This window comes from Methanobrevibacter millerae, from assembly GCF_001477655.1.
In the GTDB taxonomy this organism is placed as follows: domain Archaea; phylum Methanobacteriota; class Methanobacteria; order Methanobacteriales; family Methanobacteriaceae; genus Methanocatella; species Methanocatella millerae_A.
Genome location: NZ_CP011266.1, coordinates 1030677 through 1056097, shown reverse-complemented (window position 1 = coordinate 1056097; position 25421 = coordinate 1030677). Strand labels below are relative to the sequence as shown.

Genomic DNA, 25421 nt, shown 5'->3' with positions numbered 1-25421 from the left:
CTTTCACCTCTATCATTTAGTCATCATCAGGTTTTTCAATAACAATATTTTTAACTACAATATCCTTACCATTAAGGATTTCAATTGCAAAACTATCACACTCAGGACATTTAACCATTGGAGCATAATGATCTTTATCATCAATTATTGCCTTTCCATGGAAATTGCAGTCATGACAGTCAATTTCTACAGGAATTTCTTCAAAGACAATTTTTGCATCTTCCAAAATTGTATTTTCAACTAAAACTCCTAATATAAATTCCAACTGCTCCGGATTAACCATAGCCAGTCTTCCAAGTTCAATGGTAACCTCATTGACTTCAGTTGCATTATTACTTTCTGCAGTTTCTATTACTGCATTTATTATTCCTTGAGCCATTGATAATTCATGCATTTTTACTACACCTATCTAATAAATATTAATATTATAAATATGGTTTTGTTTATTAATAAAAGTATTTAATATCAGAATATATTTTAAGTAATAACTATTGTTGCAATTAACAACATTTATATAATTTATTCAATAAAAATATTACTTAATTAATAGAGGGATAATAATATGACATTTAAAGAAAAATTCGGTTTTGGATGCATGAGGCTTCCGCAAACAGATGAAAACGATCCAACAAAAGTAGACCAGGAACTGTTCAATCAGATGGTTGATGTCTATATGGAAAAAGGATTCAACTATTTTGATACTTCATATGCTTACCACAACGGAGTATCCGAAGTAGCTATCAGAAAGGCAGTAGTTGAAAGATATCCAAGAGAGTCATTTAAAATCTGTGACAAGATGCCTACATGGGCATTGACATCCGAAGAGGACAATGACAAGTTTGTCAATGAAATGCTTGAAAGATTAGGAATAGATTATTTTGATGTATTTTTCATACACAACATCAATGTTCCATGGTATAAACTGGCTGAAAATGCAAATACATTTGAATATGTTAAAAAGATGAAAGAAAATGGAATAGCTAAAAAAATAGGTTTCAGCTTTCACGACAATAGTTCATTACTAAGTGAAGTTCTCGACAAATACGGGGACATTTTTGATATAGTCCAACTGGAGTTGAACTACCTTGACTGGGAAGATAAAGCTATTGAAGCACACAAATGCTATGACTTATGTGTTGAACATGGCCTTGATGTTTATGTAATGGAACCGTTGAAAGGTGGAGTAATTGTAAATCCTCCAAAAGAAATTGAAGATGACTTTAAGGAATTTAATCCAGATAAATCTATAGCCAGTTTTGCATTAAGGTTCTGTGCATCCCTTGAACATGTTAAGATTGTCTTAAGCGGAATGAGAAATATGGATGACTTGCTTGACAACTGCGATACCTTTGAAAACTTCGAGGTATTGACTGATGAGGAAAGTGAATTTCTGGAAAAAATGGCTGATAAGCTTCATTCCAATTTAGCTGTTCCATGCAGTGAATGCGGATACTGTGTTGATGCTTGTCCTGAAATGATTCCAATTCCAGAGTACTTCTCACTGTTCAACAAAAGTAAAAATCAGCCTGAATCAAATATCTACAGAAACTACTTTGACAAGTTAGGTGATGAAAAAGTGCCTGCAGATGACTGTACATACTGTGGAACATGTATCGACTACTGTACACAGCACATTGACATACCAGAGGAACTTGAAAAAGCATGTGAACACTTTGAAGAAGGATTCAGTGCTTATGGCTAAACTACTAAAAAACCAATCATCACCATAATTTTTTTTAAGATAACTCTTTTATTAATTCACGTACCATATCATTATTTTTATCAAGCTTTGATGCCTTTCTTGCATATTCAACAGCTTTTGGAAAGACACCACCCATACGATATACAAAACCCATCAGTGCTGTTGCTTCAACATGAGTATCATCAATAGCCAAGAGCTCTTCAAGCAATTCACGGGCACCATCCAAATCTCCCTGATTGAACAGATCATATGCCTCTTCATACAATGTATCAACATCATCAAATGATTTATCAGTCTCAACATCAGAAACTATTTCTTCAGTTTTATCCACTTTTTTATTTACAAATTCAACTTTTGCCGGAGTGAACTGCAGTTTCTGCAATAAATCAGCCGCATTAGTATTGGATGGAGAAATTTTCAAAGCCTTTCTTGCATAATAAGTTGCAACATCATCAATTCCCTGTTCATATAAAACATGAGCCATTAACAGATTTGCATTTAAGTTATCCGGTTCGTCGTTGAGTATCTCATGAAGAAGATCCTTGGACTGTGAGTACTGATGTTCAGTGTAAAAGTTCAATGCCTGAGCATATAAATCATCATCATTAACTTTTACCTCTTCAGTTACGACCTTGGAGTTGTTTTTCTGGGTTTCATCAAGCATATACTGCAATATATATTCAGTTGCCTTTTTGTGAAGCGGCTTGTTATCATTACCACATTTAGGTGAGTAAATGCATGACGGACAACCGTTTCTGCATTTGCATCCCTTTATCAAATCCAATGTTGATTCCAATAGCTCAACAAATACATCAACTGCCTTTTCACATATTCCAATTCCGCCTTCATATCCGTCATAAATAAAGATTGTTGCATCTTCAGTGTCCTTGTGATATGCAGTTGACATTCCACCTATATCAAAGCGGTCACACATCACCTGAAGCGGAAATAGCCCAATCAACGCATGTTCTGCTCCGTGAAGACCTCCTTCAAATACCTCATCTTCATCAGGGAACATTCTTTTCAATTCATCCTTTACGCTTTGAGGTATTGTAAACCACAATCCTTTTGTCTTGAATTTAAGCGGCGGCAAATCTAGAGGATACATTCCCAAAACTCTTGAATGCTGCATCTTTTTATATTTATAATAGTCCTTTTTAACATTCAATTCACCGAAATGGATTGTCAAATCACCATATTTTCTTTTGAATTCCTTAGATACGACATTTACTTCAGTGTCATTTAACACCATAGTATGATAGTCAACGTTTTTCTTGGATACATTTACAAAGCCTGATTTCAAATTGATATTATCAACAGTATAGGTTTCACCCTTGTTTATAAGAATAGCCCCCTCATGAGCTTCACGGTAAACCTGTGATCGTTCCATTGTCTCCAAAAGTCTGCCGTTGTTCATTATCTTGAACTCTTCTGATGATATCTGGTCAAGTGAATGGTCAAATGCGGGATTGTCATCATACTTGTATGTGTAGTTTCCAACCCTTGAGAGGTACAAATCATCTTTTCTTACCATTTCATCCAGTACATCATCGGAAATGTTGAAATATTTGAGGGCTTCCCCTTTCTTTAAAGGAAGTTCATTAGCAGCACATAACAGATGAGCTTCTTGCAATATAGGATTGGACAGGTCAATGATGGCCTTTTCCTGTGGCTTTGAGAAAAATGCCTTCGGATTGTTCATGTAATATTGGTCCAGCTGGTTTTCAAATGCTAATAAAATTGCAAGTGACTTCTGATTGCTTCTTCCGGCCCTTCCGCTCTGCTGCCAGGTTGACATCATTGTTCCGGGAAAACCTGAGATAATTACAGCATCAAGTGAACCGATATCTATTCCAAGCTCCAGAGCATTTGTACATGTAACACCCAAATATTTTCCTGACTTTAAGCCGTCCTCTATTTCACGTCTCTCTTCAGGCCTGTAACCTGCACGATATGCTGCAATACGAGAGTTGTCCAGCTTACCGTCAGTCAGTTTTGCATCCTTTTTGGACCACATGGCAATCAGTTCAGTAATCTTTCGTGAAACGGTAAAGCATAATGTCTGAATGTTTTTAAGCATCAGATATCTGAAGATGTCTGCCGTTACAACGTGAATTGACGGAGCTGACGATTCAGCGGAATTTCTGTAATTTTTAAATGGATTGAATAAAATGAAATCCTTTTCACCACAAGGTGACGTATCATTGTCCACCAGTGTAAATTCCTCACCGGTCAACTTGTTTGCAAGCTCCAGAGGATTTGCAAGCGTTGCTGAAGACAATATAAACTGAGGATCAGACCCGTAAAAGTTGGCTATCCTTTTAAGTCTCCTGATTAGAAATGCAACATTCGAACCGAAAACTCCCCTGTAATAATGAGCCTCATCAATTACAATATACTTTAAATTGCGATAGAATCTCTCCCACTGATGATGCCATGACAGAATCAGATGAAGCTGGTATGGATTGGTCAGTATAACTCTTGACTTCTGGCGGATATTGTATCTCTGGGACTTTGGAGTGTCTCCATCATAGGTTCTTGGCTTGATGTCTATTCCCAAATCGCTTTCCAAATCCTTCAATACATTCAACTGGTCATTTGACAACGCCTTAGCCGGATAAATATAAAGAGCTGTTGCCTTTTCATCCTCAATAAGAGAATCCATAATGGGTAGATTGAAAGCGAGAGTCTTTCCCGAAGCAGTGGTCGTTGTAAGAATGACATTTTCATCTCTTTTTATAGCTTCATATGTATCTGCCTGATGATTATACAGTTTGATGTCTTTAGAGTCAAGATAATCAACGATTGTGTCATTCAAGTCAGGTATTTTTTTGAAACTGGCCTTTTTAGCAGGTATAGTTTCAACATGAGCAATGTGGTCTCTAAACCTAACATCATTTTTAAATGCATCAATCGGAGAATCTAACATAATAATCAATAAAATTAGTTATATAGATATTATATTGTTTGAATGTAATATTTAAAATTATTGTGAATATTTATTACTTGTCAAATGCTCTCTCAATTAATTTATTAACTATTAAAAAAATAAATAAAATATAATAAAAAAACTAGGGATTACAATGATTAGTTATGAGGAATTTGAAGATATAGTAGTGAATATTTTAAAAAGAGATATTTCATCTAACCATGACCAACAAGAAGCTATTCTTTCAAAAGCAAATGAAGGACTTTTTATTGTAGCAGGTCCTGGATCTGGAAAAACAACTGTAATCGTGCTTAAGATATTGAAATACATTTTTGTAGATGACATTAAGCCAAATGAAATACTTGCAACGACATTTACAAAAAAGGCAGCAGATGAACTCTACTCCCGTATTCTCGGATGGGGTGATGAAATCAAAAACTACCTAATCGACAATGCTGGTGATGATTTTGACCTGCTGATAGCAATCAACAGAATTGATTTTAACCAATTGACTATCGGAACAACAGACAGCATAGCTCAAGAGCTGTTGCGTGTTCACAAGGAACCTGGAACAAACCAGGAAGTAGTTATTGAAGAATTTGTTGCCAAATTCGCAATGGTCAAGATACTGCTAAAAGACAACCGATATCTTGATGAAAACCTTCAGGGATATCTTAAAAGCTTCACCACAAAAGACAAACTCAAAGAAGCTTCCCAAATGAGTGAAATCTTACTTCAGTTTAAAAACAGAATGTATTTCGATCAAATCGATTTTGATGAATTTTATGCCAATGTCGGTGAAGGAGGAGGTGCAAGAATTGCACTTGACTGCATAAAGGAATACGAAGAGGAGCTTAAAAGCAGAAACATTATTGATTTTACAATGCTTGAGTCAAAATTTCTAGACTCACTCAGAAGCGGCAAAATGGATATCTTTTTAGATGACCTGAAAATTATCCTGATTGACGAATATCAGGACACAAACCTGATTCAGGAAGAAATCTACTTTACAATGGCCCAATCAGCAATTGCAAATGGCGGAAGCATTTCAGTTGTAGGTGATGATGACCAATCACTTTACCGTTTCAGGGGAGCAACAGTTGATCTTTTTACAAATTTCAAGTCAAGGGTTAGAGAAAAACTTGGAATTGACGTCAGGGAAATCAACTTAAGAACCAATTACCGATCCAGCAGAAATATTATCAATCACTGCAATCAGTTTGTTGAGCTTGATGGTGAATACCAGCATGCAAGAGTAGAGGACAAGCCCAAAATCATTGCACCTGACCTTGAAAAGTACAACATGCCAATTTTAGGACTGTTCAGAAACAATCTTCAAATGCTATCCAAAGACCTTGCAAAGCTTGTAAGCGATTTGATTAATAATGGTGAAACTACTTTAAAGGTCAATAGAGTCATTGATGATGAATACTTCAAAAGACTTGAAAGATGCAGAACTCCCGAAGAGTTAAAACAGCTGAAAAAAGACAGTGCAGAAAAGGCCAAAGACATTGATAACATAAGCATCAAATTGGATGAGGAAGAAGGATCAGCATCAGATATGGCCTTGTTAACATTTTCACCAAAAGAAATGAAATCAGGAACCCATACTTTAAATGGGCATTTAAGAAACCAGCTGAAAAGATTGAGAAAGCCTATTGAAGTGTTTAACCCTCGCGGACGTGACCTTCAGGAAATTAAAGAAGTTGCAATATTCTGCGGTTTGATGCTTGAATGCATTGATCCCGAATCCAAAATACAAAATTCAGATAAGCAGATTCCAAATCTTGGTAAAAGAAATATGCAACGCTGGAGATATGAAGCAAGAGAATATATTAAATTGAATCCTGAGCCTCACAACCCATTTGATTTGAATACCTTCATAATTGACTGGCAGAGAAGAAATCCCAGAGGATATGAAAAATGGCCGAACAGGGCAAATCTGATGGAGCTTGCATATAAGCTCGTTACCTGGCTAGACTTTTTGCAGGAGGATGCAGAGGGAGTGGTTTATCTTGAAGCAATAACACAATCCATTACACAGACAGGATTTTTCAACAAATACTCAGCCAATATCATGTTCACATCCCCTGAAGAGGAAAAAGCATCCATTCTTGAAGCAATATGGAACATTTTCCTGCCTATTGCAACAGGAGACGTGGCAATCGATGAGGCATTGCTTGAAACCCTTCCTTCAAACAGGCTGAATATCATGTCCATCCACCAGTCAAAGGGTTTGGAGTTCCCTATGGTCATTGTTGATGTAGGATCCAAGTTCAAAAATAATGACGTGAGAACCCAAAATCTGAGATTTCCCAAAAAGGAACCCGGCTACACTGTCATGGAGGAAAGCATTAGAAAGTACAGTGAACTTGGAGAAGATGAAAGAAGCGAAAAAGACAAGTCCTTTGATGATTTGACAAGACTTTATTTTGTTGCATTTTCAAGAGCTGAACATATTTTGATACTCGTTGGATTGAACAAGGCCATTGACGGCTATTCATATAAGCAAAAACATAAATCCATACCGAATGTCGCTTTGGGATGGAGCAGAGACGAACATCAGAAAGGATTTAAGGAAATTTATTTAATATAAAAGGGTGAATTTAATGAGATTGTCATCAAAGTCAAAACCGTATATGATTCCTGAATACAGCCTGACCGGAGATTTATTGTCATACCTTACCTGCGGTCTGCAGTACAGATACCAGAATAAGGGAACTCTTCCCCCTTCAATGCCTGTTCAGCTTTGGTTTGGAGAGTTCATTCATGGAGTTATGGAAGAGGCATACATGAAATGGGAAAACGATAAAACACCGTTTCCATGGGATTGGAAAAAAGACATCAGGCCCATTGAAGACATTATTGATTTGAGACTTCAGATTAGAGGTCTTTATCCTCCTGCAAATCATTTCTTTACAATTAACCATCCGGAAATTGAAATGGAAATTGAGGATTTAAACGAATATGACCACAAAAAGCTTGCAAGCGCAAGGGCTGAAAAGGCAATTAACGTGTGGGGTTCAGACCTATTCCCATTGATGGATTCTGCTGAAGTTTTGATAAAGGGTCTTAGGGACATGCCATACACCAAAAACGACAAGCGTTCAAAATATTATGGAATCAACGGAGTGATAGATGTTTTGAGTCTTGTCAACATTAATGAAGACAACAAAATTGTCAAATACCTAAAACAAAACGATGAGTTTAACAAACTTGTCAGTGAATATGGCGAAGACGAATATGAAATTATCATAGACTATAAAGGAATGAAAAGGCCCCCATGTGACGTTTCGGGAAGCGGCAACGAAAACTGGGATTATCATGAAAGACAGATTTTAACATATTCATGGCTTAGGCAAAAGCAGGAAGGCAAAAAGCCAATAGCAGGCATAATCTTTTATCTGAATGAACTTGTACCATCAATCGAGGATTTGAAACTGATAAAAGAAGACCTGTATTACCATCTGACTGATGTAGGTGACTCAGAGGAATACAGAGATGATATTGAACTGATTGAAAACTGGAGCGAAGATGCTGAAATGCCCAAATTAAGTGAAAAATTCAAAATCGACAGATCAATCAGAATCATTCCAATCAATGAAAATAAAATCAATGAAGCGCTGGAAAAATTCGATGATGTTGTTGAAAAGATTGAAACATCAATAATAAAAGAAATAAACGGGAGCAAAATACAGGATGCATGGAATGCTGAGGCAGAAGAGAGAACATGTAGCGCATGCGACTTCAGGACTTTCTGTAAAAATAACAAAAATAAAAACGAAGAGTTTAAAATTCCATAATGATAAACTAATAAATAGGTGAGTAATATGAGTAGTGATTTAGAAAAAAATCAAAAATATGCTGAAGTTATAGCTTCAAAAGTTAAATTGACTTGCAAACCTGTAGCTATGAAACTGATTGAAAGTGAAGATGATGTTCCTGAAGGATTCGAATTAATTGATCAAAAGGTAAGACACTGTGAAATGGTTAGAAAAGCATCACTCGGTGAAAAATTCTATTCCACAGTCGAAGAGCAAATGTGTCTTGGTGGAGCAGGAGCAATCGGATTAAGAGACATGCCTGAAAAATTGGCGAACGGTGAAAAATACTTTTCATTAGGAAGATTCAAGGATTTGGAAACCGCAAAAAGTGTAACTTCAAAACTATCAATTGTTGAAGATAAACACTGGGGAATGATATATGCCCCTCTTGATGAAGCTGACTTTAAGGCAGATGTCATTCAGGTAATAACTGAACCTGTCGGCGGAATGAAACTTGCACAAAGTATCGTTTATTCATCTGGAGATAAAGTCAATCCTAGTTTTGCCGGTATTCAGTCATTATGTGGAGACGCCTTTGCAAATCCATATATTTCAGGCGGATTTAACTTTACATTAGGCTGTGACGGTTCCAGAAAGGCTGCTGATATTAAGGACAATGAAATGACTATCGGCATCAGCGCTGAAAAAATAGATGATATGATTTCCGGACTTGAATCAATGGCTTAATTCCAGATAATCATCATAATGATTGATATTCAATAACTCTTTTTTATTTTTTCTTTTATTCCGTAAAATGTATAGCCATCAGCAAATATTTTTCTTAAAATTGGATTTAGATTATCGTCCTCGTTTTCAAGGTATTTCATGAGATTGACTCTTGGAGCTGCAAAAGGCATTCCAAGTCCTTCTGCGGTATCAAGCAAACCTGTCTTTCTTCTTCTCAATATTGAAATTGTATTAAATGGATTTTCACATTTATACAATACATCAATCATTCTGTTGAATGTTTCTGTTGATACGGTTGGCTGGTCTCCGGTAACGCACAGTGCAAAATCTGAGGTCAGATTTGATAAACCATTGTACAATGAAGTGGACAAACCTACATCACAGGGATTGTTTATAATGAACTTAACCGAGTCTTTGTAATTATCAGAAATAGCTTCAATTATTTCATCACTATAATGGCCAAGTACCACAATGCATTCATCAATATTTGCAGATAATGTATTGTCAATTGTTGTCTCCAAAACAGTCTTATTGTTGAATGGTAAAATAAGCTTATTTTTAACTTCCAGATTTCTGGAAATCTGGTCTTTTCGCATTCTGGAATTCTTTCCTGCTGCTGTGATAATGGCTGAAATTGACATAATAAAAAAAAGAAGAGATTAGGTAGATGAATTACCTATATCCTGAGAAATTGTGGCATTGGTAGTCAGATTACTGGTATTGACTTGGTCTGTAGGCACATATCTAATAAGTTTAGCATAAATCGCCATACCAGTACCTTCACCTTGAGTCCACATTATAATTTTAACTGGGAAATCATGAGTATTAGTTACTTTAATATCTCTTGCAGGGTTGTAACCGAACAATACTGCATTTTCAGACCCATCCATACCTACAGGTAAACTGAAACCTTCACCCAATACTGCTGCCCTTAAAGCTCTTGCAGGTGGACAAACACCGTGAGCTGCACTTCCTCCAGGAGCAGAAGCATCAGCTGCAGAACCGAATGAAACATAGTCATGTCCATTTCCAGAAGAATGTGGTGGAATGACAGTATTATTCCATGCTTCTACAAATTGCCTTGCATTGTATTCCCTTACACTATCTCCATATTCAGGGTGTGATCCCAAGTATGTATAATAATCTTCAGCAGCAACTTCAGTGGTATTTCCCATATACAGTACAATTGGAGAGCCTGCAGGATATGCGTCCACATAATCTGATACATTTTTACCGAAAATACGTTCGACATCACTATAACTGATATTGTTTCTTCCATCTGAAAATCCTACAATACCTTTTTCCAATGTAAAGTTTGATCCAACAGTTGCATCATTGTTATACCAGTTCAAGATTGACGTAACATTATAGAAATCGTTATGGAAATTCAATTCCTTGATTTTGTCTGTAGGAACTGATTGAACAACAGTGCCGTTTTCGACAACATCCACCCCACTATTAGTTTTTGTCAAGACCTTATACGGTGAACTGTAACCCCATATATAATTATCCGGAGCCTTAACAGCCAACTTATCACCATCCAAAGTTAAATAACCCGGACCTTCAAAACCGCGAGCATTTCCATAGGAATCAATACCTTCAGAGGATATTGTTGAATAATCAAAAGGAACATAACCAGTAGTTAAAGTCATTAAAAGACCCTTCAAATCAAGGGTTGTGATTTCATGAACAATAAATAATGGATTTCCAAGCAATGGAACTTCAACAGGAGCTTTATCATCCAATATTGAATCTCCATCAAACATTGATTGTCCGATTGGCAAACCATAAGCCTCTGCAAATGATTTACCAGTAAATGAAGTATGATTTACAAAAGAAAATGCAAATAGCATTATACAAACAACAAATAAAATTAAAACAATTTTAACTGATGTATTTCTCCATTTAGTACTCATTTAATAAACACCCTAATATGTTATACAATATATAAATATAAAGTTATTACTATTTATATATAATGTTTATGAAAGTTTTTCAGAAATGAGTTTAATCCTTTCTTGAATATTAATAATTGCTTCCTGACCGTTTCCACCAATAAGCATTGCCTCCTCATGTGAAAATTCTGCAACATAAGCAATTATATCATCCAAAGAAGTTGCAGTTAAAACACGTCCCCTGTATTTCAAGTAATTAAGACGGTATAAAAGTAAATCAAGATTATCGTCCAGTCCTGGGAAAACTACAATGACTTCAGGATTATATTTGACAGCTTCATCAACAATGTCTAGCCTGTGTGACTCATGGGATCTTGGAGTGCCAATAAAAATTGCATAGAAATCCTTTTCTGACAGGACAGATTTCAATGCATCTGAATTGTCTGTTTTTCCAACATAAACCAATGCGTCATTAATCTTATAAACATCCAAACGACCACTGACAGCTTCAAAATCAGACAATGTATCTTTGATAACATCTTTTGGTATCTTCAATTCAGCTGCAATCGCCATAGCAAGACCTGCATTAAGCCTGTTGAATTTACCGAAAACCTTCAATTCATCCTGATATTCAAAATAAGATATGTGCTTTGAAGAGACATCCTTGAAATCACTGTTGAAGTCCTGATTATATGCTGTGAAAATCTCTTTTCCTGTGAAAAATCTAACCAGGGAATCCTTATAGTTTGCAATTGTCTTGTGAACATCCATGTGGTCGTTTCCGATATTTGTCAATCCCACAATATCAAAATCAAATGCATAGCTGCAGAAATCCAAAGTCATGTCACAGACCTCAACAAGAATTACATCATAGTCTCCGTTTTCAGCCTCAAGCATCAAATCATAATATCCTGAAAAGCCTCCACCACCGTTTCCCCCAACTAGAACTTTCTTTCCAGCATTTTCCAAAATGGATTTCAGCATGTGAACAGTAGTGGTCTTACCATTGGTTCCAGTAATGCCTATTGAAAATATCTTCTTGTGATTGGATAGGACATCACTCAACAAATCGCCTTCACTCAACAGTTTAGTAGCAAAAGAGCCACCATACATACTTGGACTGATGGCAATCGCATCACATTCATCAATGGCCTGTGAATTGGTAAAACCCAAATCCAAAGTTAAAGTATCTGAAACAATTGAAAATGTTTCTCCACCATCTAAAAAATTCAGGGAAATGCCTGGCAAGTCCAAATCAGACAAATCAATATTACTATTCAAATCACTAGCATAAACTTCCCAACCATGTTTCAAAAGTGAATTAACTGCCTTTTTACCTTCAACACCTAAACCAATAACCGCCGCTCTCATAAAAAACATAAACCTTAAAATAAATTACTATAAAATATATTATTAATTTAACTACTTAATTAAATATATTTTTTTAGGTGAAATGATGTTTGAAGATGATAAAGACGATAAAATTTATAATTTGATTATAAGCAATGGGATTGATAAAAACAAGGAATACGGTCAATTCACTGAAAAATTATTCTCAAAAACAGATTTCCTATGGAAAGAATCAATATCTCCATCATATTCAACTGCAGGCGAAGAGTTCTTTAAAAAAGTGGATGGAGTAATCATACTTGCAGGATTATACAAAGACAACAAGGAAAAAATAGACGAACTGGTTGATGCAGCCCAGGAATACAATATTCCAATAGTCCTTGTAAGACCATACGGACTTGAAGAAGTTCCCGAAGAACTAGAACAAAAAGCTGCAACAATTGTCGGATGGAATGCAAACTGCATAGTCGATTCCATAAAAAATTCAGATGAAATGATGGAATAAATAGTAAAATTAATTTACTATTTTTGAAATTCCATTTTCTTTTTCTACCTTAATGAGATTATCCGCAGCACTTTCCAACTGATTTTCGTGAGTTACTATAATCATTTGAGGAAGCAGTGACATCTCTTTTAACAGATTGATTAATTCCTGTCTTCTGGCATCATCCAAATGAATTGTAGGTTCATCCAGGAGGATAGTTTCCAAATCACCTTTAGCCATTGACTTAGTGATACCTAATCTTAAAGCCAATGCAATAGCTATTTTTTCACCACCACTGACCATTGACATGCTGGATTCACCTTCAGGACCCCTTACAACAACATTATAATCCTCATCCAAGAGCAAATCAGAATAGTTGAAGTTAAAATCATCAAAGAATTTTTTAGTGTTTTTCTGGATGATAGGTCTTGAATTATTCCTCAATTCTTTTTGGATTCCGTTTTTACCATATAATTCACGAATATCCTTTAGCAAAACAAGATATTGTGAAATGTTATCATATTCCTGTTGGAATCTGTCATTGTTCTTGATCTTTTCAGCCAGGGACTTGTGAACATTGATAAGCTCTCTTGCCCTTCCCTTGATTTCTGACAGCTCATTGGTAAATGATTCATGTCTTCTGGAATACATCTCATCACGATAAGTAATCTGTTCGTATTTTTCCTTATCATAAGTTGATGCATTTATCTTATTCTGGATGATTTCAAGCTGATTGTTTGAAACACCTATGTCTTCCTTGACGGATTCGAATTGGGAAACGACAGTATTCTTGTTTTTGACAAATCCCTTGAGCTGATTGTACTGCTCGTTCTTTTCCTTCAAATCGTCAATACGCTGCTTGAGCTCAAGATTATCCATATCCCCACTTAAATGAGGGTCGTTTTCAATAGCCAATTTGATGTTTTTAACATGGACATCAATCTCATTTTTAATTTGCTTTAGTTTGTATTCGGCTTCAGTCTGGCTGCCTAAAACATCCAAAGCACCTTTTGATTTGTTATAATCCTCATGGTCTTGCTTGAAGCTTTCGCGATTTTCCTTTTCTCTTGCAATTTCCAAAATCAATTCACCTAGCTTGTTTCCGATGTATTCCTTTGCATCCAAACCTTCATCAATCTCGCATAAACGCTGCAAGTCCTTTTGAAGGTTGGAAAACTTGTATTTGTATTCCAAAATATCTTCGGACAATTTTTTAACTTTGGATTCTTTTTCCTTGAAGCTGTCCTTGTTTTTGTCAAAAAGCCTGATTGTCTCTTCAGTTTCAGAAATGGATTTGGTATTTTCCTCAATGTCACTTTTATACTGGGAAATCAGTTCCTCTTTTTTAGCATCATCAATGTCTGACTGACAAACAGGACATTTGTTTTCAACATCGGCCAATTCTTCCAATGGCTTTTCAGCAGAGGCAATAGCCTGCTTGAATACAACGATATTTTCCTTTTTGGAATTGATGTCATTAGTCAGATCTTCGATTTTGGTTGAAATGTCTTCAAGTAATTTATTTGTAGAGTCGCTTAATTTCTTTAAATCATCAACTTCGGCAAGCTCATCCTGTGAAACACCATAGTCCAAGAGTTTTTCTTTTGAAAGAGAGAAAAATTCCTCAATATCATTCCTGTCAGATTCTATGCTATGCAAAAGCTTTTTTTTGTCCTTTTCAAGTTGAGTGATAGTAGCCAATTCCTTCTCCAAATCGATTTTTTGATTAGTCAATTTAGTAATTAGTTCATCTGATTTTAGATAATTGTTATATCCTTCTTTTTTGGCATGAATCAAATGTTTCTGTTCTTTTATGGAATCTATTTTATCTTCAATTTCGATTTCTGACTCTTTTAATGACTGGATGCTGACAACAGATTTTTCAAAGTCAAGGTAAACATCAAGTTTGGATACATATTTCTCCAGGCGTTCGATTTCCGCTTCTGATTCGCGTATTCTATCAAGATTTTCCTGAAGCTGATGCTTATCCTTTTCAAGTCTTTCAAGTGTCTGCTTTTCATTGGAGAGATTATTCATTTGAGTTTCATAGATTTCCTTTTCACGTTCCATATCACGTTTGCTTTCGGAAATTTCACTTATAAGGTTTTTAACCTCTTCAATTTGTGATTCCAATTCGTGACCTCTTGATTTCAATGCATTTAATTCCTTGGATTTGGTTTCATATTCCTCTTTCAATGCATCCTTGGAATATAACTTACCTTTTATTTCTGAAAGCTTGTTTTCATATTCTCTGATTAATGGAATCATATTATTCCAGGCAGTTTCCAATGAATCAAGACCAAGCAATCTTCCAATCAACAGTTTCTTTTCTGCAGGAGTCTTGTCAACAAGTTCTGCAATTTCACCCTGCCTCACATAAATTGCATTCAAAAAGAGATTTGCATCCATTTCCAGTATTGCCTGAATGTTGTCTGACACTTCTCGCTCTCCGGAACATAATGACATGAATTCACTGTCGCTTGAAGTCTTGGTGAGAAGTCTGGATACTGTTTTGGATTTGGTCTTGTCACGGATTATCCTGTATTCCTTTCCTCTTGATACGAAATCAAGCTCAACGCTCATATTTTCAGTATTGTTTCTAACCAAATCACCTATCTTTCCTGCGGTGTGCTGTTTAAATAAAGCAAAGCTGATTGCTTCAAAAATTGAGGATTTACCGGCACCATTTTCACCGACTATAACTGTGATTCCCTTATCAAAATTAATAATTTCACTTGCATAGGATTTGAAATTCTTTAATCTTAAGCGTTTAAAAATCATTATTAATCCTCCTCTACCTCTTCAATGGGATACTTTTCACGATAAAACTCATCCACCAACTCCATGGCTTCTTCATTCTTGTCTTTTGAAAGCAGATTATACAGCTCTGTTGCAAATTTGGTTACATCCTCATCATCATAGCTTTCCAGTCTTGAGGATAAAACCTCAATAGGACCTAAGGCATTTTCCTTATCAATGATTAAATCAATGTTTTCCTCACCGGGTGTGATGAATTTAGGCCTGATCATTAAAGCCAAATCTTCAAGCTCATTATTAATTATTTCATATGCAGTGCTTGTTGAAGTGACATTATTGACCGTCAGGTTTAAAACAGGCTTTTTGTCGAAACTCTTTATTGTCTGTTTTATGGCATCAACGCCGCTTCCAAGGTTATCATAGTCAAGTGTCTTTTCAATGAACTCACGGGGAAGGTCAATTTTTATCCTTTCCACGGATGGTTTTGTACCGTCCATATCTACAATGACAAAACCCTTGCCGTTTTTTCTATAATCTCCAAGCTCTGTTGTTTTCCAGACCTCACTGGATCCTGGATATACGAGTTTACCATTTCCAAAGTCATCGTTGATATAATTGTGAAGGTGTCCCATCGCATAATATGTGAAATTGTCCGGAATGTCACCTATTTCCAGTTCATACTGCAGGTTAAAGTATTTGTCTATGCCCTGGTGCAATACGAGAATGGACTTTTCATGATTTGCAGCCTTTTTTGACAATTCTGAAAGCTTGTGCTTAAGGTTCTTGTCCTGTGATGATGGATAAAACGGAAGACCTGCAATAAAAACATCCTTATACATGTAGTTAGTATTGATTGGACTTATGACTTTCAAACCGAATTTTTTAAACAGCACCTGTGGAGGAATAGAATTCTTTCGCAATACACTGTCATGGTTTCCTGCAATAGCATAAACTGGAATGTTTGCATTTTTAAGCTTTATCAAACCCTTTTGAAATGTCAAAAGAGCCATTGGAGATGGTCTTGAATTGTCAAACAAATCCCCGCTGTGTATTACAAAATCAACTTTTTCCTCTATTATCCTATCAATTATCTTTTCAAACACTTCATAAAAGTCTTTTTCACGTTCATATAAACCGAACTGGCGATAACCTAAATGAGTGTCTGCTAAATGTGCAAATTTCATTATATTACCTTTTTTAATTTTTGTATATAACCAATTTAAACACTTGTAAAGTATTTAATATGTAATGATTTAATTTATCAATTATTTAAGACTTATGTTACATTAAAAGCAATATTGACCTTAACTAATAATCATAACCTAAATCAAGGCTTTCCTGTTCCTGATGTCTAATTTCATCTTCCTGGGTCTGATTATAATTGGCCAAATCACCGACAATGTCCAAATCTCCACCGGTACGGCGACCCATGAACTCATCGATTTTAACCAGAGTCGGCACCTTGCTCATCAGTCCCAATACAATAGCTTCCCCAACATTCAGTGAAGGCAGCTGATTGATAAGGTCCTTTGAAAGGGATTCTGAAGCTGACTGAACATGCCTCTGGTCTTCAGGTTCGACAAGCCTTAATATTATCATATTGTTCATCTGAGAGAGTGCGTCATGGTCGACTGTCTTTGGAGACTGGCTTACAAGACATAATCCCAGACCGAACTTACGGCCTTCCCTTGCAACCCTTTGAATCCAGTATTTGGACTGTGAATCACGTTTGTTCGGAGCCAAAATGTGGGCTTCCTCAATAATGAAAAATACCGGATGATCCAGTGTATCATCAGAACTGCCATGAACTGCATTTTTTCTTCTCTGAAGAGCATTTCTCATGATATGGCTTACAAGAACTTCGGATACTGATTCACCAGTCTGGCTTAAGTCCAGAACATTGACACGACCTACCTTAATACTTGATAAAATATTGCTCATGTTGTTATCAAAGAGATTGCCGTACTTGTCCTTGGAATCTTCAATCTTATTCATCACATCAACAATCTGCTTGTCTGAACCTTCCTCCTGAGATTTGGCATATAATATATCATACATTGCATCCAACAATTTATATGTATGTTCTGTTCCCTCTTTAATCTCTTTTTTAGCCTGGTTGAATGCCTGTCTGAAGTGTCTTTCCTGGATATATGCATTATTTGGAATATTGACCAGTCTTTTGATTTCAGGAAATGTCATGTATGTCGGATTGATTTTCGGCCTGATAACATTGACTTTTCCGTTGGGAAATTCTGCATCCCTATATTCGCAGTGCATATCAAATACAAATATTGGAACATTATAGCTGAGCAGCTGATCCATCAAAACGGCAACGGTATTTGATTTACCTGCACCGGTCATAGCCAAAACAGCCAAATGCCTATTCAAAATAGGATTTGCCTCAACATTGACTTCAATATCCCTCTGGTTAACAAGTGTTCCTAACCTGATTGGATTTTTAACATTAAAGACCTTGTTTAGGACTTCCTTGTCAGCCAATTTGATTGGAGTTCCCGGAAGCGCAGGTGTTCTCGGCAACCTCAAATTATCATTTACATCTCCCAGAAGCTTTACCTTACCCTTGATGTAGTAGTCCTTTCCGCCAATGCGTGCAATGGTTTGGATTGCTTCGACATCATGCAAATCAATGTTTAAGGCATCGTTTCCCCTCACCAGGTTTTCCACCATTCCAAGAACTTTCTTGCCGTCATATTCTACAGTTACATATTCGCCTACCTGAGGCATCTTATCTGAAATAAAAGTTAATTCGGATAGAGATATTTCACCAACACAATAACCTACAGTCATTTTTATCACTTCTTCAATTGTTCTCTGTTTGTTGTTTCATAAATTCTACTGATTTTTAAAAGTTCATCAACATGCTTGTTTGTAATTACAACATCATTATGTGCCTTATTAAGCAAATACGGATAGCCTTCAGCCGCATCTCTTTTGATTATTTCAACTATTTGTCTGATTTCATCCTCATCTTCGACATAATATGGAAGTTCAACCTTCAGGACATTCTTGTTTTCCTTGAGCCTTACATAAAATATTGTGAACCACATTCCATTGAAAAAATCGTTGTAGACCGGAAATGGAACTGCAGTGCTTGACTGGACCTTTTTGTGAATCAGTTTTGAAATTCCCTGCTTTTCTGTGAACTGGTCCAGAATGGCAATATCCGGAGCGGTGCTGTGAAACAAATCGTTATTTGATGATGTTTTGGAAATTGAAATGATTTTTTTATTCTTCTTTAAAACTTCCCTCAACACCAGAAGCTGCTCTATTGAAGAGAGATAAAGGCTGTAAACATCTTCAAGTTCACTGCTATCAAAATTATCTTCGCCCTCACCTGACACATGAACAAAAACTTTCCTTTTGATATCCGGAAATGACAAATCAAGACTGGAGAGGTCAGTGATATTTTCTTCAAAGAGTTTCAGTACTCCTGGAGTCAAACGTTCCTTAAGGTCTGAAGGCTGCTTTGCACCTTTCGGATAATGGTTCTGCAAATCCCCCAAAATGGATCCGTCAAAGAGGTAATAGTCAACATCATATTCGCGGATTGCCTTGAGGCAGCACTTGAGTTCAAAGATTGCCATATAATTCGGAACCAATTCCCTGAGAAAAGGAACATGGTCTATCTCAAAAATTTCTGACTGCTCTATGTTTTTCAAATTGCCGTCATAAACAAGAGCCTCAGCAGATACCGGACAATAGTTAAACATCAAAAACTTTTTGATATTAAAACTTCCATCCCCCGCAGCAATGGAAAAGTCGCTTTTACTTTTTGCAAAGGGCTTATCAAACCATTTACCTTCAAGAGAAAAATCCGTGCTTTTTTCTGGTTCTGGTTGAATGTATCTTCTATTATTTAGAGCTTTAATATATAGAGATTTTAACATAATACATACTATGTTAATATATATAAAAAAAATTAGTGGTAGAGCAGCTGACAACTACTCCATTGAAGCCTTTTTGATAGCTCCGGTAAGTTCTTCAATTTTAGCTTTGACGTCACTGGTTTCTTCAACAACAGTGCCGGTAACTATAATGTCCCCGCCTGCCTTAGCTGCAGTATAAGCTGCCTTGCCGTCACGGATACCTCCGCCGACAACTACAATCATATCATCAGTAGCTTTTTTTATGTATGCAACCATTTCAGGAGGAATAGGTTTATCCGCACCAGATCCCGCTTCAATATAGAAGAATCTCATGCCTAAAAATTCAGAGGCCATCGCATAGACTGCAGGTATCTTAGGCTTGTTTCTAGGAACAAGTTTGGCATCACCAACCCATCCGACAGTTCCGCCAGGTTCCGCTACCATATATCCCATAGGCAATATTTCTATTCCTGACTGTTTGACTGCAGGTGAGGCAAGAGCCTGTGCACCGATAATCCAATAAGGATTATTGGAATTGAGATAGCTCATGAAAAATATTGCATCAGCATATTTGCTTACGCTGCTTGTGTTTCCTGGGAAAATGATTATAGGCACTGCAATGTTTTCGGATAAAATTTTACAGGTATCGTCAACATCCTTATTGTCAACAGTAGATCCTCCAATCATAATTCCGTCAGTTCCACCTTCAATAGCTTCAGTTGCAATGTTTAAAGCCTCTTCAGGAGTCTGTTCATCAGGGTCAATTAACGTGAAATGAATTTTTCTAGTTTTTAAAATATTTTTAATGTATGCTTCTACATCTTTCATAAAAATACTTTATTTAAAATTATATATTAAATTAATGATTTACATCAGCACTCTGATTATGATTAAGAAATGATGACTATTGAAAATATTGAGAGGACAATGATAGCGTGAGAAAAAATAAGTAACTAAAATATAATCTATCGTAAAAATAAATAAAAAAAATAGTAAGAAAAAAGAGAATACATCTATCCTCTTGGTTCTTTAGCTTTGTATCTTAAACCTTTGTAACCACATTTTCTACAAGTAGTTGCACCAGCAGGGTTACGAGCGTTACATTTTAAGCAGATTTTAATATTGAACATTCTGTTTTCTGCTTCTTCAAATCTTGCCATTAATAACTCCTCCTTATAATAATGAAATCAAATTAAATAATCGTTATGAATAAAATAAGAGATTACTATAATCATAACTATTAATAAATTATATTAAATTAATAGTATTTAAAGTTTTAGATATTTTTACCCAATTAACAGTGAAAAATTATAAATAAAAAAAATAATCTATTAAAAACAGATTTTTTATATATAAAAAATAAACATGTTAACTATATAACTATTTAAATTGAAATATTTATATATTAATTTTTTGGAGAAACTATCAAATGAGTAAAAATAGAATAGAATGGATTGACCTTGTAAGAGCAATAGCAATATTGACTGTTTTATATATTCATGCAACAGATGGGATTTACATCATTTCATCAGATGCAATACTAAACCATACATTAGCATCAAGAATATTTCAATTCGGATCATTATTCATTGGCCGTATAGGTGTTCCATTCTTTTTAATGATTACTGGTTATTTGCTACTCGACAGAAGCTATGATGATATGAAAACCAAGAAATTCTGGAGTAAAAATTGTAAGACTTTAATTATTGTTACCCTAATTTGGGCTGCAATATATGCAATTACACTACAATTTGTAACGGTTGGGTCCTCTGCAGTTAATACAGTAGAGGCCGGAAATCTATTTTTTAGCCACATGTGGTATATGCCAATGATTATTGGAATGTATCTTTCAATGCCATTTGTAGCAAGTGCTCTAAAGCATTTTGACAAAAAAACAATATTCCAAGCAATGGTTGTATTTTCACTATTGGCATTTGCAATGCCATTTGTAACAACCATATTTGATATGCAAGGAATTAAAAATGTAACTATTCAGTATTCCTTAGGTTTTAGTGGAGGAGTTTATGGTATATACATAATTCTTGGATATCTGGTTAAAAAAGGAATGTTTAAAGACATATCAAAAGCCAAATTATGGATATTGACAATAGTCTCATTTTTAATTTGCCTAGGATTCCAGTATTATGCATTCACCAAAGATTATAATTTCTTCCTGTGGTATGAATTCCCATTCATATTACTTGGATCATTTGCACTATTCGAATTATGCTCCAGGATGAAAAGCGTAAGATTCTACAGCGGAATAAAAGTATTTTCAAAATATTCCTTTGCTGTATTCTTAATACATAATTTGTTTAGACTTCCATTGCTTCCATTAGTAGTGATGCTTCCAGTTACAGAGCCCGTAAAGGCAATAATCCTTTGGATTCTACTGATAATATTCAGCTTCAGCGCTGCCGCAATAATCTATAGAATACCAAGGTTCGGAAAATATATACTCTACATGAGATAATCTACATTATCTCCTTTTTTATTTCTTTAAATGCATCTTTCGCTTCAGGAATTGGAAACATAGGATATATATGGAACAAACCCTTGCCTGTAATGAGTCTGCATTCGACATCATCCTTTTTAAGGTTATCAACATACTTTAAAATATCCTTATAAAAGATTTCGCTATCACCGGCAAAAATCAGGGTTTTTGGAAAATTTGAATTGTCTCCGTAAAGAGGGCTTACCCTATATTCCATGGTGTTCAAATCCCCTGCCCATGACTTTCCGATTTCCCTAAGGCCAACATCACCTAAAATCGGATCTGATTTGCTGTCATACTCATCGCTCATTGAAATGTCAACCCAAGGAGAAAAGACAATGATGTTATCAGGCTGTTTAAAATTTATAGTGTTTATGTATTGACAAAATGACAGCACAAATCCGCCTCCTGCAGAATCACCCATCAAAATGATGTTGTCATTTGAATATTCCTTATATAAGTCACGCATCAAATCAAATGTTTCAAGGCATGAATGCTTTGGAGCCAACGGATAAACTGGCGCCAGAACATATGCATTAAGTCTTTTAGACAATAAATAGCAGTATATATAATGCTGATAGTTGATTTCATTTACATAGGCTCCGCCATGAATGAAGATTATCGTTTTATCAGAGGATTTTCTATCTCCAAAGTGAAAGACTTCCGTCCCATTGAAATCAAAGCTTTTGAATATGCTTTTTGGAGGTTTGTCCTCTTTGGTTTTTAAAAATTCATTGGCCTTATCCTGCAAATCCATATAACCCGGTTTTGTAGACATTAAAATCTTTTCAGCTATTTTTGCTATAAATGACATGATACCAATTTCCTTAATTGGAATATGTAAAGCAAGATATTTATATTTTAAATGTAGTTTATTGAAAAATAGATAATTGTATCGATTGATGTAGATTAGCCATGACTGCAAATTGGTTTTAGTTGACATAATCTGTTAAATTAATTATAAAGTCAATAATTATGATAGTTAATAGTATACTATTAATTTAATCAATGAAAAAATCAATTAAAATGAATGTTTTGGACTTGATCCAAACTAAAAAAATAAAAAGTGAATGAAGTAAATCATTCACACTAAGCAGATATTGATACAGTGTTTGCAATGTTTGCACCATTATAACTTGAAGTTATAATATATTGACCTGCCATTAAATTAATGTTTAATTACTTAATGGCAATGAAACTCGATGCAGACCAAAAAGTACAAGAAAAACACAAAAATAAAAAACTAAAACACGAATACAAAGTTAATCTCAATGTATTATTTGGACTAATAAAACTAGACATGCCAGATTTACTATCAGATAATCCCCAAGAAAAAAAAGATGCTATAAAACGAATATTAAATACTGCACAATCGAACTTAGTAGAAAAAAATAGAGAAAATAACCGAAATCCTAATAGAACTATCAAAGATCCATCAAATAAATTCCCACCAACACAAAAAAGAGGAGAATAAAAAAATTATTATAGTTTTGGACAAAAAATTTTTTAGTTAAAGTCTATGAATTTTTTAATCCAATTTTTATAATATGAATCATTATTTACAATCCTATAAAATTCTGTTTCGAATAATTTTTCCATGAATTCTATCGTGTCAAATAAATAGTTTGCCATATGTTTTTTTATGGATTTCCAGACTTGTTCTATTGGATTTAAGTGAGGAGAATGCACGGGTAAATGAATTAATTTTATATTTAATATTTCAGATGCTTGAATTACTAAATTGGCTTTGTGAACTGAGTAATTATCTAATATCACTACAATTTTTCTTTCTTTTTGTAGATTGTTGATTAGATACTCTTTATTTAGTGATTTGATGAGTATTTCTTTTTGAATATTTTCTATGTTTGTGTGTTTTTCAGGATTTAATTTGTTTGCTTTATTCTTTATTTTTACAAGGAATTGTTTTTCAGAACTATTATTATTTGCTATAAATTCATTAAATTCATTTTTTAATATGTCTATTGTGTTTTCAGCTTTTAATTGATTATATATTTTAGTTTCGTCTAATTTCGCATCGGTCAAAATATTTTTAAGTTCAGATATTAAATCTTCATTTTCACAATTGACAATTCTAAGCTGGATTAATGATTTTATTTCCTCAAATGTACGAGTATTTGGTTGAAATAGGATTAATGAATTGCCATTTGTTGCTTGATATCCATTTGCGTTTAATTTTATTCTTGTAGTTATTTTTGTCTGCCTATTTTTTGTTCCCAATAAATAGTATAATCGACTTGTATTATCTTTATTTTGCACTGCTGTCTGATCAGCGAACACTAAAATCTCTTTTTCCAAATCTATTTCTTTGGTGTTTTTTTTAGTTGTTCTGAAGCATTTTCTGGCGCTTCAGTAGGAATAATATATGGTTTTCCATATCCGAAGCCTAATCTCTTCATTATTCTTCTAATTTGTCTATCACTGTAAACAACACCGAATTTTTCGATTATTTCATGTTTTACTTCTCGAACACTTGTTAATTGTTTATTTATTATGTTTTCTTTTAGTTTTTCAAATTGTTTTTCTGATAATTTTGTTTTTCGTCCAGATCCTTCTTTTCGAAGTAATCCATCAAATCCTTCTTCATTCCAAGCTTTTAACCATGCATGGCCAGTTGTAATTGTTTTCCCACGTTTTTTTATAGCATATTTTACTGTTTCGCCAGCATATATGTCTTCAATAAATGTGATTTTTTCATAAAATTCGACATAACGCTTTAAATCCGCTTTAACTTCATGAATTTTAGAAAGTGGGATTTCTTTGTTAATATAAGCATTCCTACTCATATTAGTATTTTAGTCACATTTAATATAAATATTTTTTGTCCGAAACTATATTGAAAAATAATTAAAAACACACTCAAACATCAAAAGCAACTGACATGATGCTACATTGGAATTTCATTAAAAATAACAATGTCGTCAAGTTAATTTTTTTATTTTAACTCTTTGTTTTTAAATTATTAGATTATTATTACTTTATTGGTGTTAATTTATGTTTATAATTTTTTATTTTGCAAATTAATTTATTATATCTTGTTTTTCTTTGATTAAACGATACTTTGTCTGTTATTATATTTAATGTTATAGTCAAGTTATGGAATTTAAATGGTGTATCCTTTGATTTAATTAATTCACTTTAATATTTATCTATTTTTAATTACTTTGATATTCATCAAAGTTATGTAAATTTTAAAAGTATTTTAGTATCTATTATTCAAATGAGTGCTTAAAATAAGTTTATATAAAAAGAGGGGCATATTATTATTTATGATCCAAAAAAACGCCCCAATTAAATGTATGTTTTTATGTTTGATTAATTTTTCGGTTTCAATCCTGAACTATGATTTTAGCTTAAAATGCTTTAATTTGAAAAATAAGTATTATTTGTCTGT

At 34.5% G+C, this 25421-nt stretch carries 19 protein-coding genes and 2 pseudogenes; 7 read left to right on the top strand and 14 right to left on the bottom strand.

Annotation, left to right across the window (positions count from 1 at the left end; genetic code table 11):
• Positions 1-16: 16 nt before the first annotated feature.
• Positions 17-394 carry a hydrogenase maturation nickel metallochaperone HypA gene (gene hypA, locus SM9_RS04680; RefSeq protein ID WP_058739033.1) on the bottom strand — a complete coding sequence of 126 codons (378 nt, stop codon included), beginning with the start codon at positions 392-394 and terminating at the stop codon, positions 17-19.
• 168 nt (positions 395-562) lie between these two features.
• Between hypA and SM9_RS04675 the strand changes: the two genes are divergently transcribed.
• A complete protein-coding gene (locus tag SM9_RS04675; RefSeq protein ID WP_058739032.1) occupies positions 563-1702 on the top strand; it encodes an aldo/keto reductase in 1140 nt (379 codons plus the stop codon).
• 654 nt (positions 1703-2356) lie between these two features.
• Here SM9_RS04675 and SM9_RS04670 read toward each other — a convergent pair.
• Positions 2357-4631 (bottom strand): annotated as a pseudogene (locus SM9_RS04670) (DEAD/DEAH box helicase); the annotation flags it as partial.
• Between the two features lie 154 nt (positions 4632-4785).
• Here SM9_RS04670 and SM9_RS04665 point away from each other — a divergent pair.
• Genes SM9_RS04665 through SM9_RS04655 form a run of 3 tightly spaced genes read left to right on the top strand, consistent with a single transcriptional unit; the run spans position 4786 to position 9142 of the window.
• Positions 4786-7227, top strand: a complete 2442-nt coding sequence (locus SM9_RS04665; RefSeq protein ID WP_058739031.1) for a UvrD-helicase domain-containing protein — start codon at positions 4786-4788, stop codon at positions 7225-7227.
• Between the two features lie 13 nt (positions 7228-7240).
• On the top strand, positions 7241-8434 hold the full coding sequence (locus tag SM9_RS04660; RefSeq protein ID WP_058739030.1) for a PD-(D/E)XK nuclease family protein: 1194 nt from the start codon (positions 7241-7243) through the stop codon (positions 8432-8434).
• 27 nt (positions 8435-8461) lie between these two features.
• Positions 8462-9142: a DUF169 domain-containing protein gene (locus SM9_RS04655; protein WP_058739029.1), complete on the top strand. Its 681-nt coding sequence runs from the start codon at positions 8462-8464 to the stop codon at positions 9140-9142.
• Here SM9_RS04655 and SM9_RS04650 read toward each other — a convergent pair.
• The 3 genes and pseudogenes from SM9_RS04650 to SM9_RS04640 form a co-directional block, all read right to left on the bottom strand.
• Positions 9131-9783, bottom strand: a pseudogene (locus SM9_RS04650) (nucleotidyltransferase family protein). The gene SM9_RS04655 and the pseudogene SM9_RS04650 sit on opposite strands and share 12 nt — an antisense overlap.
• Positions 9784-9801: 18 nt before the next feature.
• A complete protein-coding gene (locus SM9_RS04645; protein WP_232299182.1) occupies positions 9802-11058 on the bottom strand; it encodes a hypothetical protein in 1257 nt (418 codons plus the stop codon).
• Between the two features lie 66 nt (positions 11059-11124).
• Positions 11125-12408: a Mur ligase family protein gene (locus SM9_RS04640; RefSeq protein ID WP_058739028.1), complete on the bottom strand. Its 1284-nt coding sequence runs from the start codon at positions 12406-12408 to the stop codon at positions 11125-11127.
• Positions 12409-12493: 85 nt separating this feature from the next.
• Between SM9_RS04640 and SM9_RS04635 the strand changes: the two genes are divergently transcribed.
• Entirely contained in the window at positions 12494-12892 is a 399-nt protein-coding gene (locus tag SM9_RS04635; RefSeq protein WP_058739027.1) for a hypothetical protein, read from the top strand.
• A gap of 9 nt (positions 12893-12901) precedes the next feature.
• On the opposite strand, the gene SM9_RS04630 is transcribed toward SM9_RS04635, so the two are convergent.
• The 6 genes from SM9_RS04630 to SM9_RS04605 form a co-directional block, all read right to left on the bottom strand.
• On the bottom strand, positions 12902-15652 hold the full coding sequence (locus SM9_RS04630; protein WP_058739026.1) for an AAA family ATPase: 2751 nt from the start codon (positions 15650-15652) through the stop codon (positions 12902-12904).
• A 2-nt stretch (positions 15653-15654) separates the two neighbouring features.
• On the bottom strand, positions 15655-16812 hold the full coding sequence (locus SM9_RS04625) for a metallophosphoesterase family protein (RefSeq protein WP_058739025.1): 1158 nt from the start codon (positions 16810-16812) through the stop codon (positions 15655-15657).
• A gap of 124 nt (positions 16813-16936) precedes the next feature.
• Positions 16937-18436, bottom strand: coding sequence for a helicase HerA-like domain-containing protein (locus SM9_RS04620; RefSeq protein WP_058739024.1), 1500 nt, complete (start codon positions 18434-18436; stop codon positions 16937-16939).
• A gap of 5 nt (positions 18437-18441) precedes the next feature.
• The gene (locus SM9_RS04615) at positions 18442-19536 is read right to left on the bottom strand and encodes a DNA double-strand break repair nuclease NurA (protein WP_058739023.1); all 1095 of its coding nucleotides are present in this window, start codon (positions 19534-19536) and stop codon (positions 18442-18444) included.
• A 54-nt stretch (positions 19537-19590) separates the two neighbouring features.
• Positions 19591-20343: a phosphoglycerol geranylgeranyltransferase gene (locus tag SM9_RS04610; protein WP_058739022.1), complete on the bottom strand. Its 753-nt coding sequence runs from the start codon at positions 20341-20343 to the stop codon at positions 19591-19593.
• Between the two features lie 185 nt (positions 20344-20528).
• The gene (locus SM9_RS04605) at positions 20529-20675 is read right to left on the bottom strand and encodes a 50S ribosomal protein L40e (RefSeq protein ID WP_058739021.1); all 147 of its coding nucleotides are present in this window, start codon (positions 20673-20675) and stop codon (positions 20529-20531) included.
• Positions 20676-20944: 269 nt separating this feature from the next.
• Here SM9_RS04605 and SM9_RS04600 point away from each other — a divergent pair, with 269 nt between their 5' ends.
• The gene (locus SM9_RS04600; RefSeq protein ID WP_058739020.1) at positions 20945-21988 is read left to right on the top strand and encodes an acyltransferase; all 1044 of its coding nucleotides are present in this window, start codon (positions 20945-20947) and stop codon (positions 21986-21988) included.
• Position 21989: 1 nt separating this feature from the next.
• Here the strand turns inward: SM9_RS04600 and SM9_RS04595 are convergent, their stop codons facing one another.
• Positions 21990-22952: an alpha/beta hydrolase gene (locus SM9_RS04595; RefSeq protein WP_083495835.1), complete on the bottom strand. Its 963-nt coding sequence runs from the start codon at positions 22950-22952 to the stop codon at positions 21990-21992.
• A gap of 249 nt (positions 22953-23201) precedes the next feature.
• Here SM9_RS04595 and SM9_RS04590 point away from each other — a divergent pair, with 249 nt between their 5' ends.
• A complete protein-coding gene (locus SM9_RS04590) occupies positions 23202-23483 on the top strand; it encodes a hypothetical protein (RefSeq protein ID WP_198144438.1) in 282 nt (93 codons plus the stop codon).
• A 32-nt stretch (positions 23484-23515) separates the two neighbouring features.
• On the opposite strand, the gene SM9_RS04585 is transcribed toward SM9_RS04590, so the two are convergent.
• Positions 23516-24325 carry a transposase gene (locus SM9_RS04585; protein ID WP_198144436.1) on the bottom strand — a complete coding sequence of 270 codons (810 nt, stop codon included), beginning with the start codon at positions 24323-24325 and terminating at the stop codon, positions 23516-23518.
• A gap of 2 nt (positions 24326-24327) precedes the next feature.
• Entirely contained in the window at positions 24328-24813 is a 486-nt protein-coding gene (locus SM9_RS04580) for a helix-turn-helix domain-containing protein (RefSeq protein ID WP_058739017.1), read from the bottom strand.
• Positions 24814-25421 lie beyond the last annotated feature (608 nt).

Bases quoted from the DNA above. Each gene is read 5' to 3' on its own strand.
- SM9_RS04620 (WP_058739024.1), bottom strand. From the start codon at position 18,436: ATGACTGTAGGTTATTGTGTTGGTGAAATATCTCTATCCGAATTAACT.
- SM9_RS04610 (WP_058739022.1), bottom strand. From the start codon at position 20,343: ATGAAAGATGTAGAAGCATACATTAAAAATATTTTAAAAACTAGAAAA.
- SM9_RS04675 (WP_058739032.1), top strand. From the start codon at position 563: ATGACATTTAAAGAAAAATTCGGTTTTGGATGCATGAGGCTTCCGCAA.
- SM9_RS04635 (WP_058739027.1), top strand. From the start codon at position 12,494: ATGTTTGAAGATGATAAAGACGATAAAATTTATAATTTGATTATAAGC.
- SM9_RS04615 (WP_058739023.1), bottom strand. From the start codon at position 19,536: ATGTTAAAATCTCTATATATTAAAGCTCTAAATAATAGAAGATACATT.
- SM9_RS04595 (WP_083495835.1), bottom strand. From the start codon at position 22,952: ATGTCAACTAAAACCAATTTGCAGTCATGGCTAATCTACATCAATCGA.
- SM9_RS04660 (WP_058739030.1), top strand. From the start codon at position 7,241: ATGAGATTGTCATCAAAGTCAAAACCGTATATGATTCCTGAATACAGC.
- hypA (WP_058739033.1), bottom strand. From the start codon at position 394: ATGCATGAATTATCAATGGCTCAAGGAATAATAAATGCAGTAATAGAA.
- SM9_RS04630 (WP_058739026.1), bottom strand. From the start codon at position 15,652: ATGATTTTTAAACGCTTAAGATTAAAGAATTTCAAATCCTATGCAAGT.
- SM9_RS04645 (WP_232299182.1), bottom strand. From the start codon at position 11,058: ATGAGTACTAAATGGAGAAATACATCAGTTAAAATTGTTTTAATTTTA.
- SM9_RS04580 (WP_058739017.1), bottom strand. From the start codon at position 24,813: ATGAGTAGGAATGCTTATATTAACAAAGAAATCCCACTTTCTAAAATT.
- SM9_RS04655 (WP_058739029.1), top strand. From the start codon at position 8,462: ATGAGTAGTGATTTAGAAAAAAATCAAAAATATGCTGAAGTTATAGCT.
- SM9_RS04640 (WP_058739028.1), bottom strand. From the start codon at position 12,408: ATGAGAGCGGCGGTTATTGGTTTAGGTGTTGAAGGTAAAAAGGCAGTT.
- SM9_RS04625 (WP_058739025.1), bottom strand. From the start codon at position 16,812: ATGAAATTTGCACATTTAGCAGACACTCATTTAGGTTATCGCCAGTTC.
- SM9_RS04590 (WP_198144438.1), top strand. From the start codon at position 23,202: ATGAAACTCGATGCAGACCAAAAAGTACAAGAAAAACACAAAAATAAA.
- SM9_RS04600 (WP_058739020.1), top strand. From the start codon at position 20,945: ATGAGTAAAAATAGAATAGAATGGATTGACCTTGTAAGAGCAATAGCA.
- SM9_RS04605 (WP_058739021.1), bottom strand. From the start codon at position 20,675: ATGGCAAGATTTGAAGAAGCAGAAAACAGAATGTTCAATATTAAAATC.
- SM9_RS04665 (WP_058739031.1), top strand. From the start codon at position 4,786: ATGATTAGTTATGAGGAATTTGAAGATATAGTAGTGAATATTTTAAAA.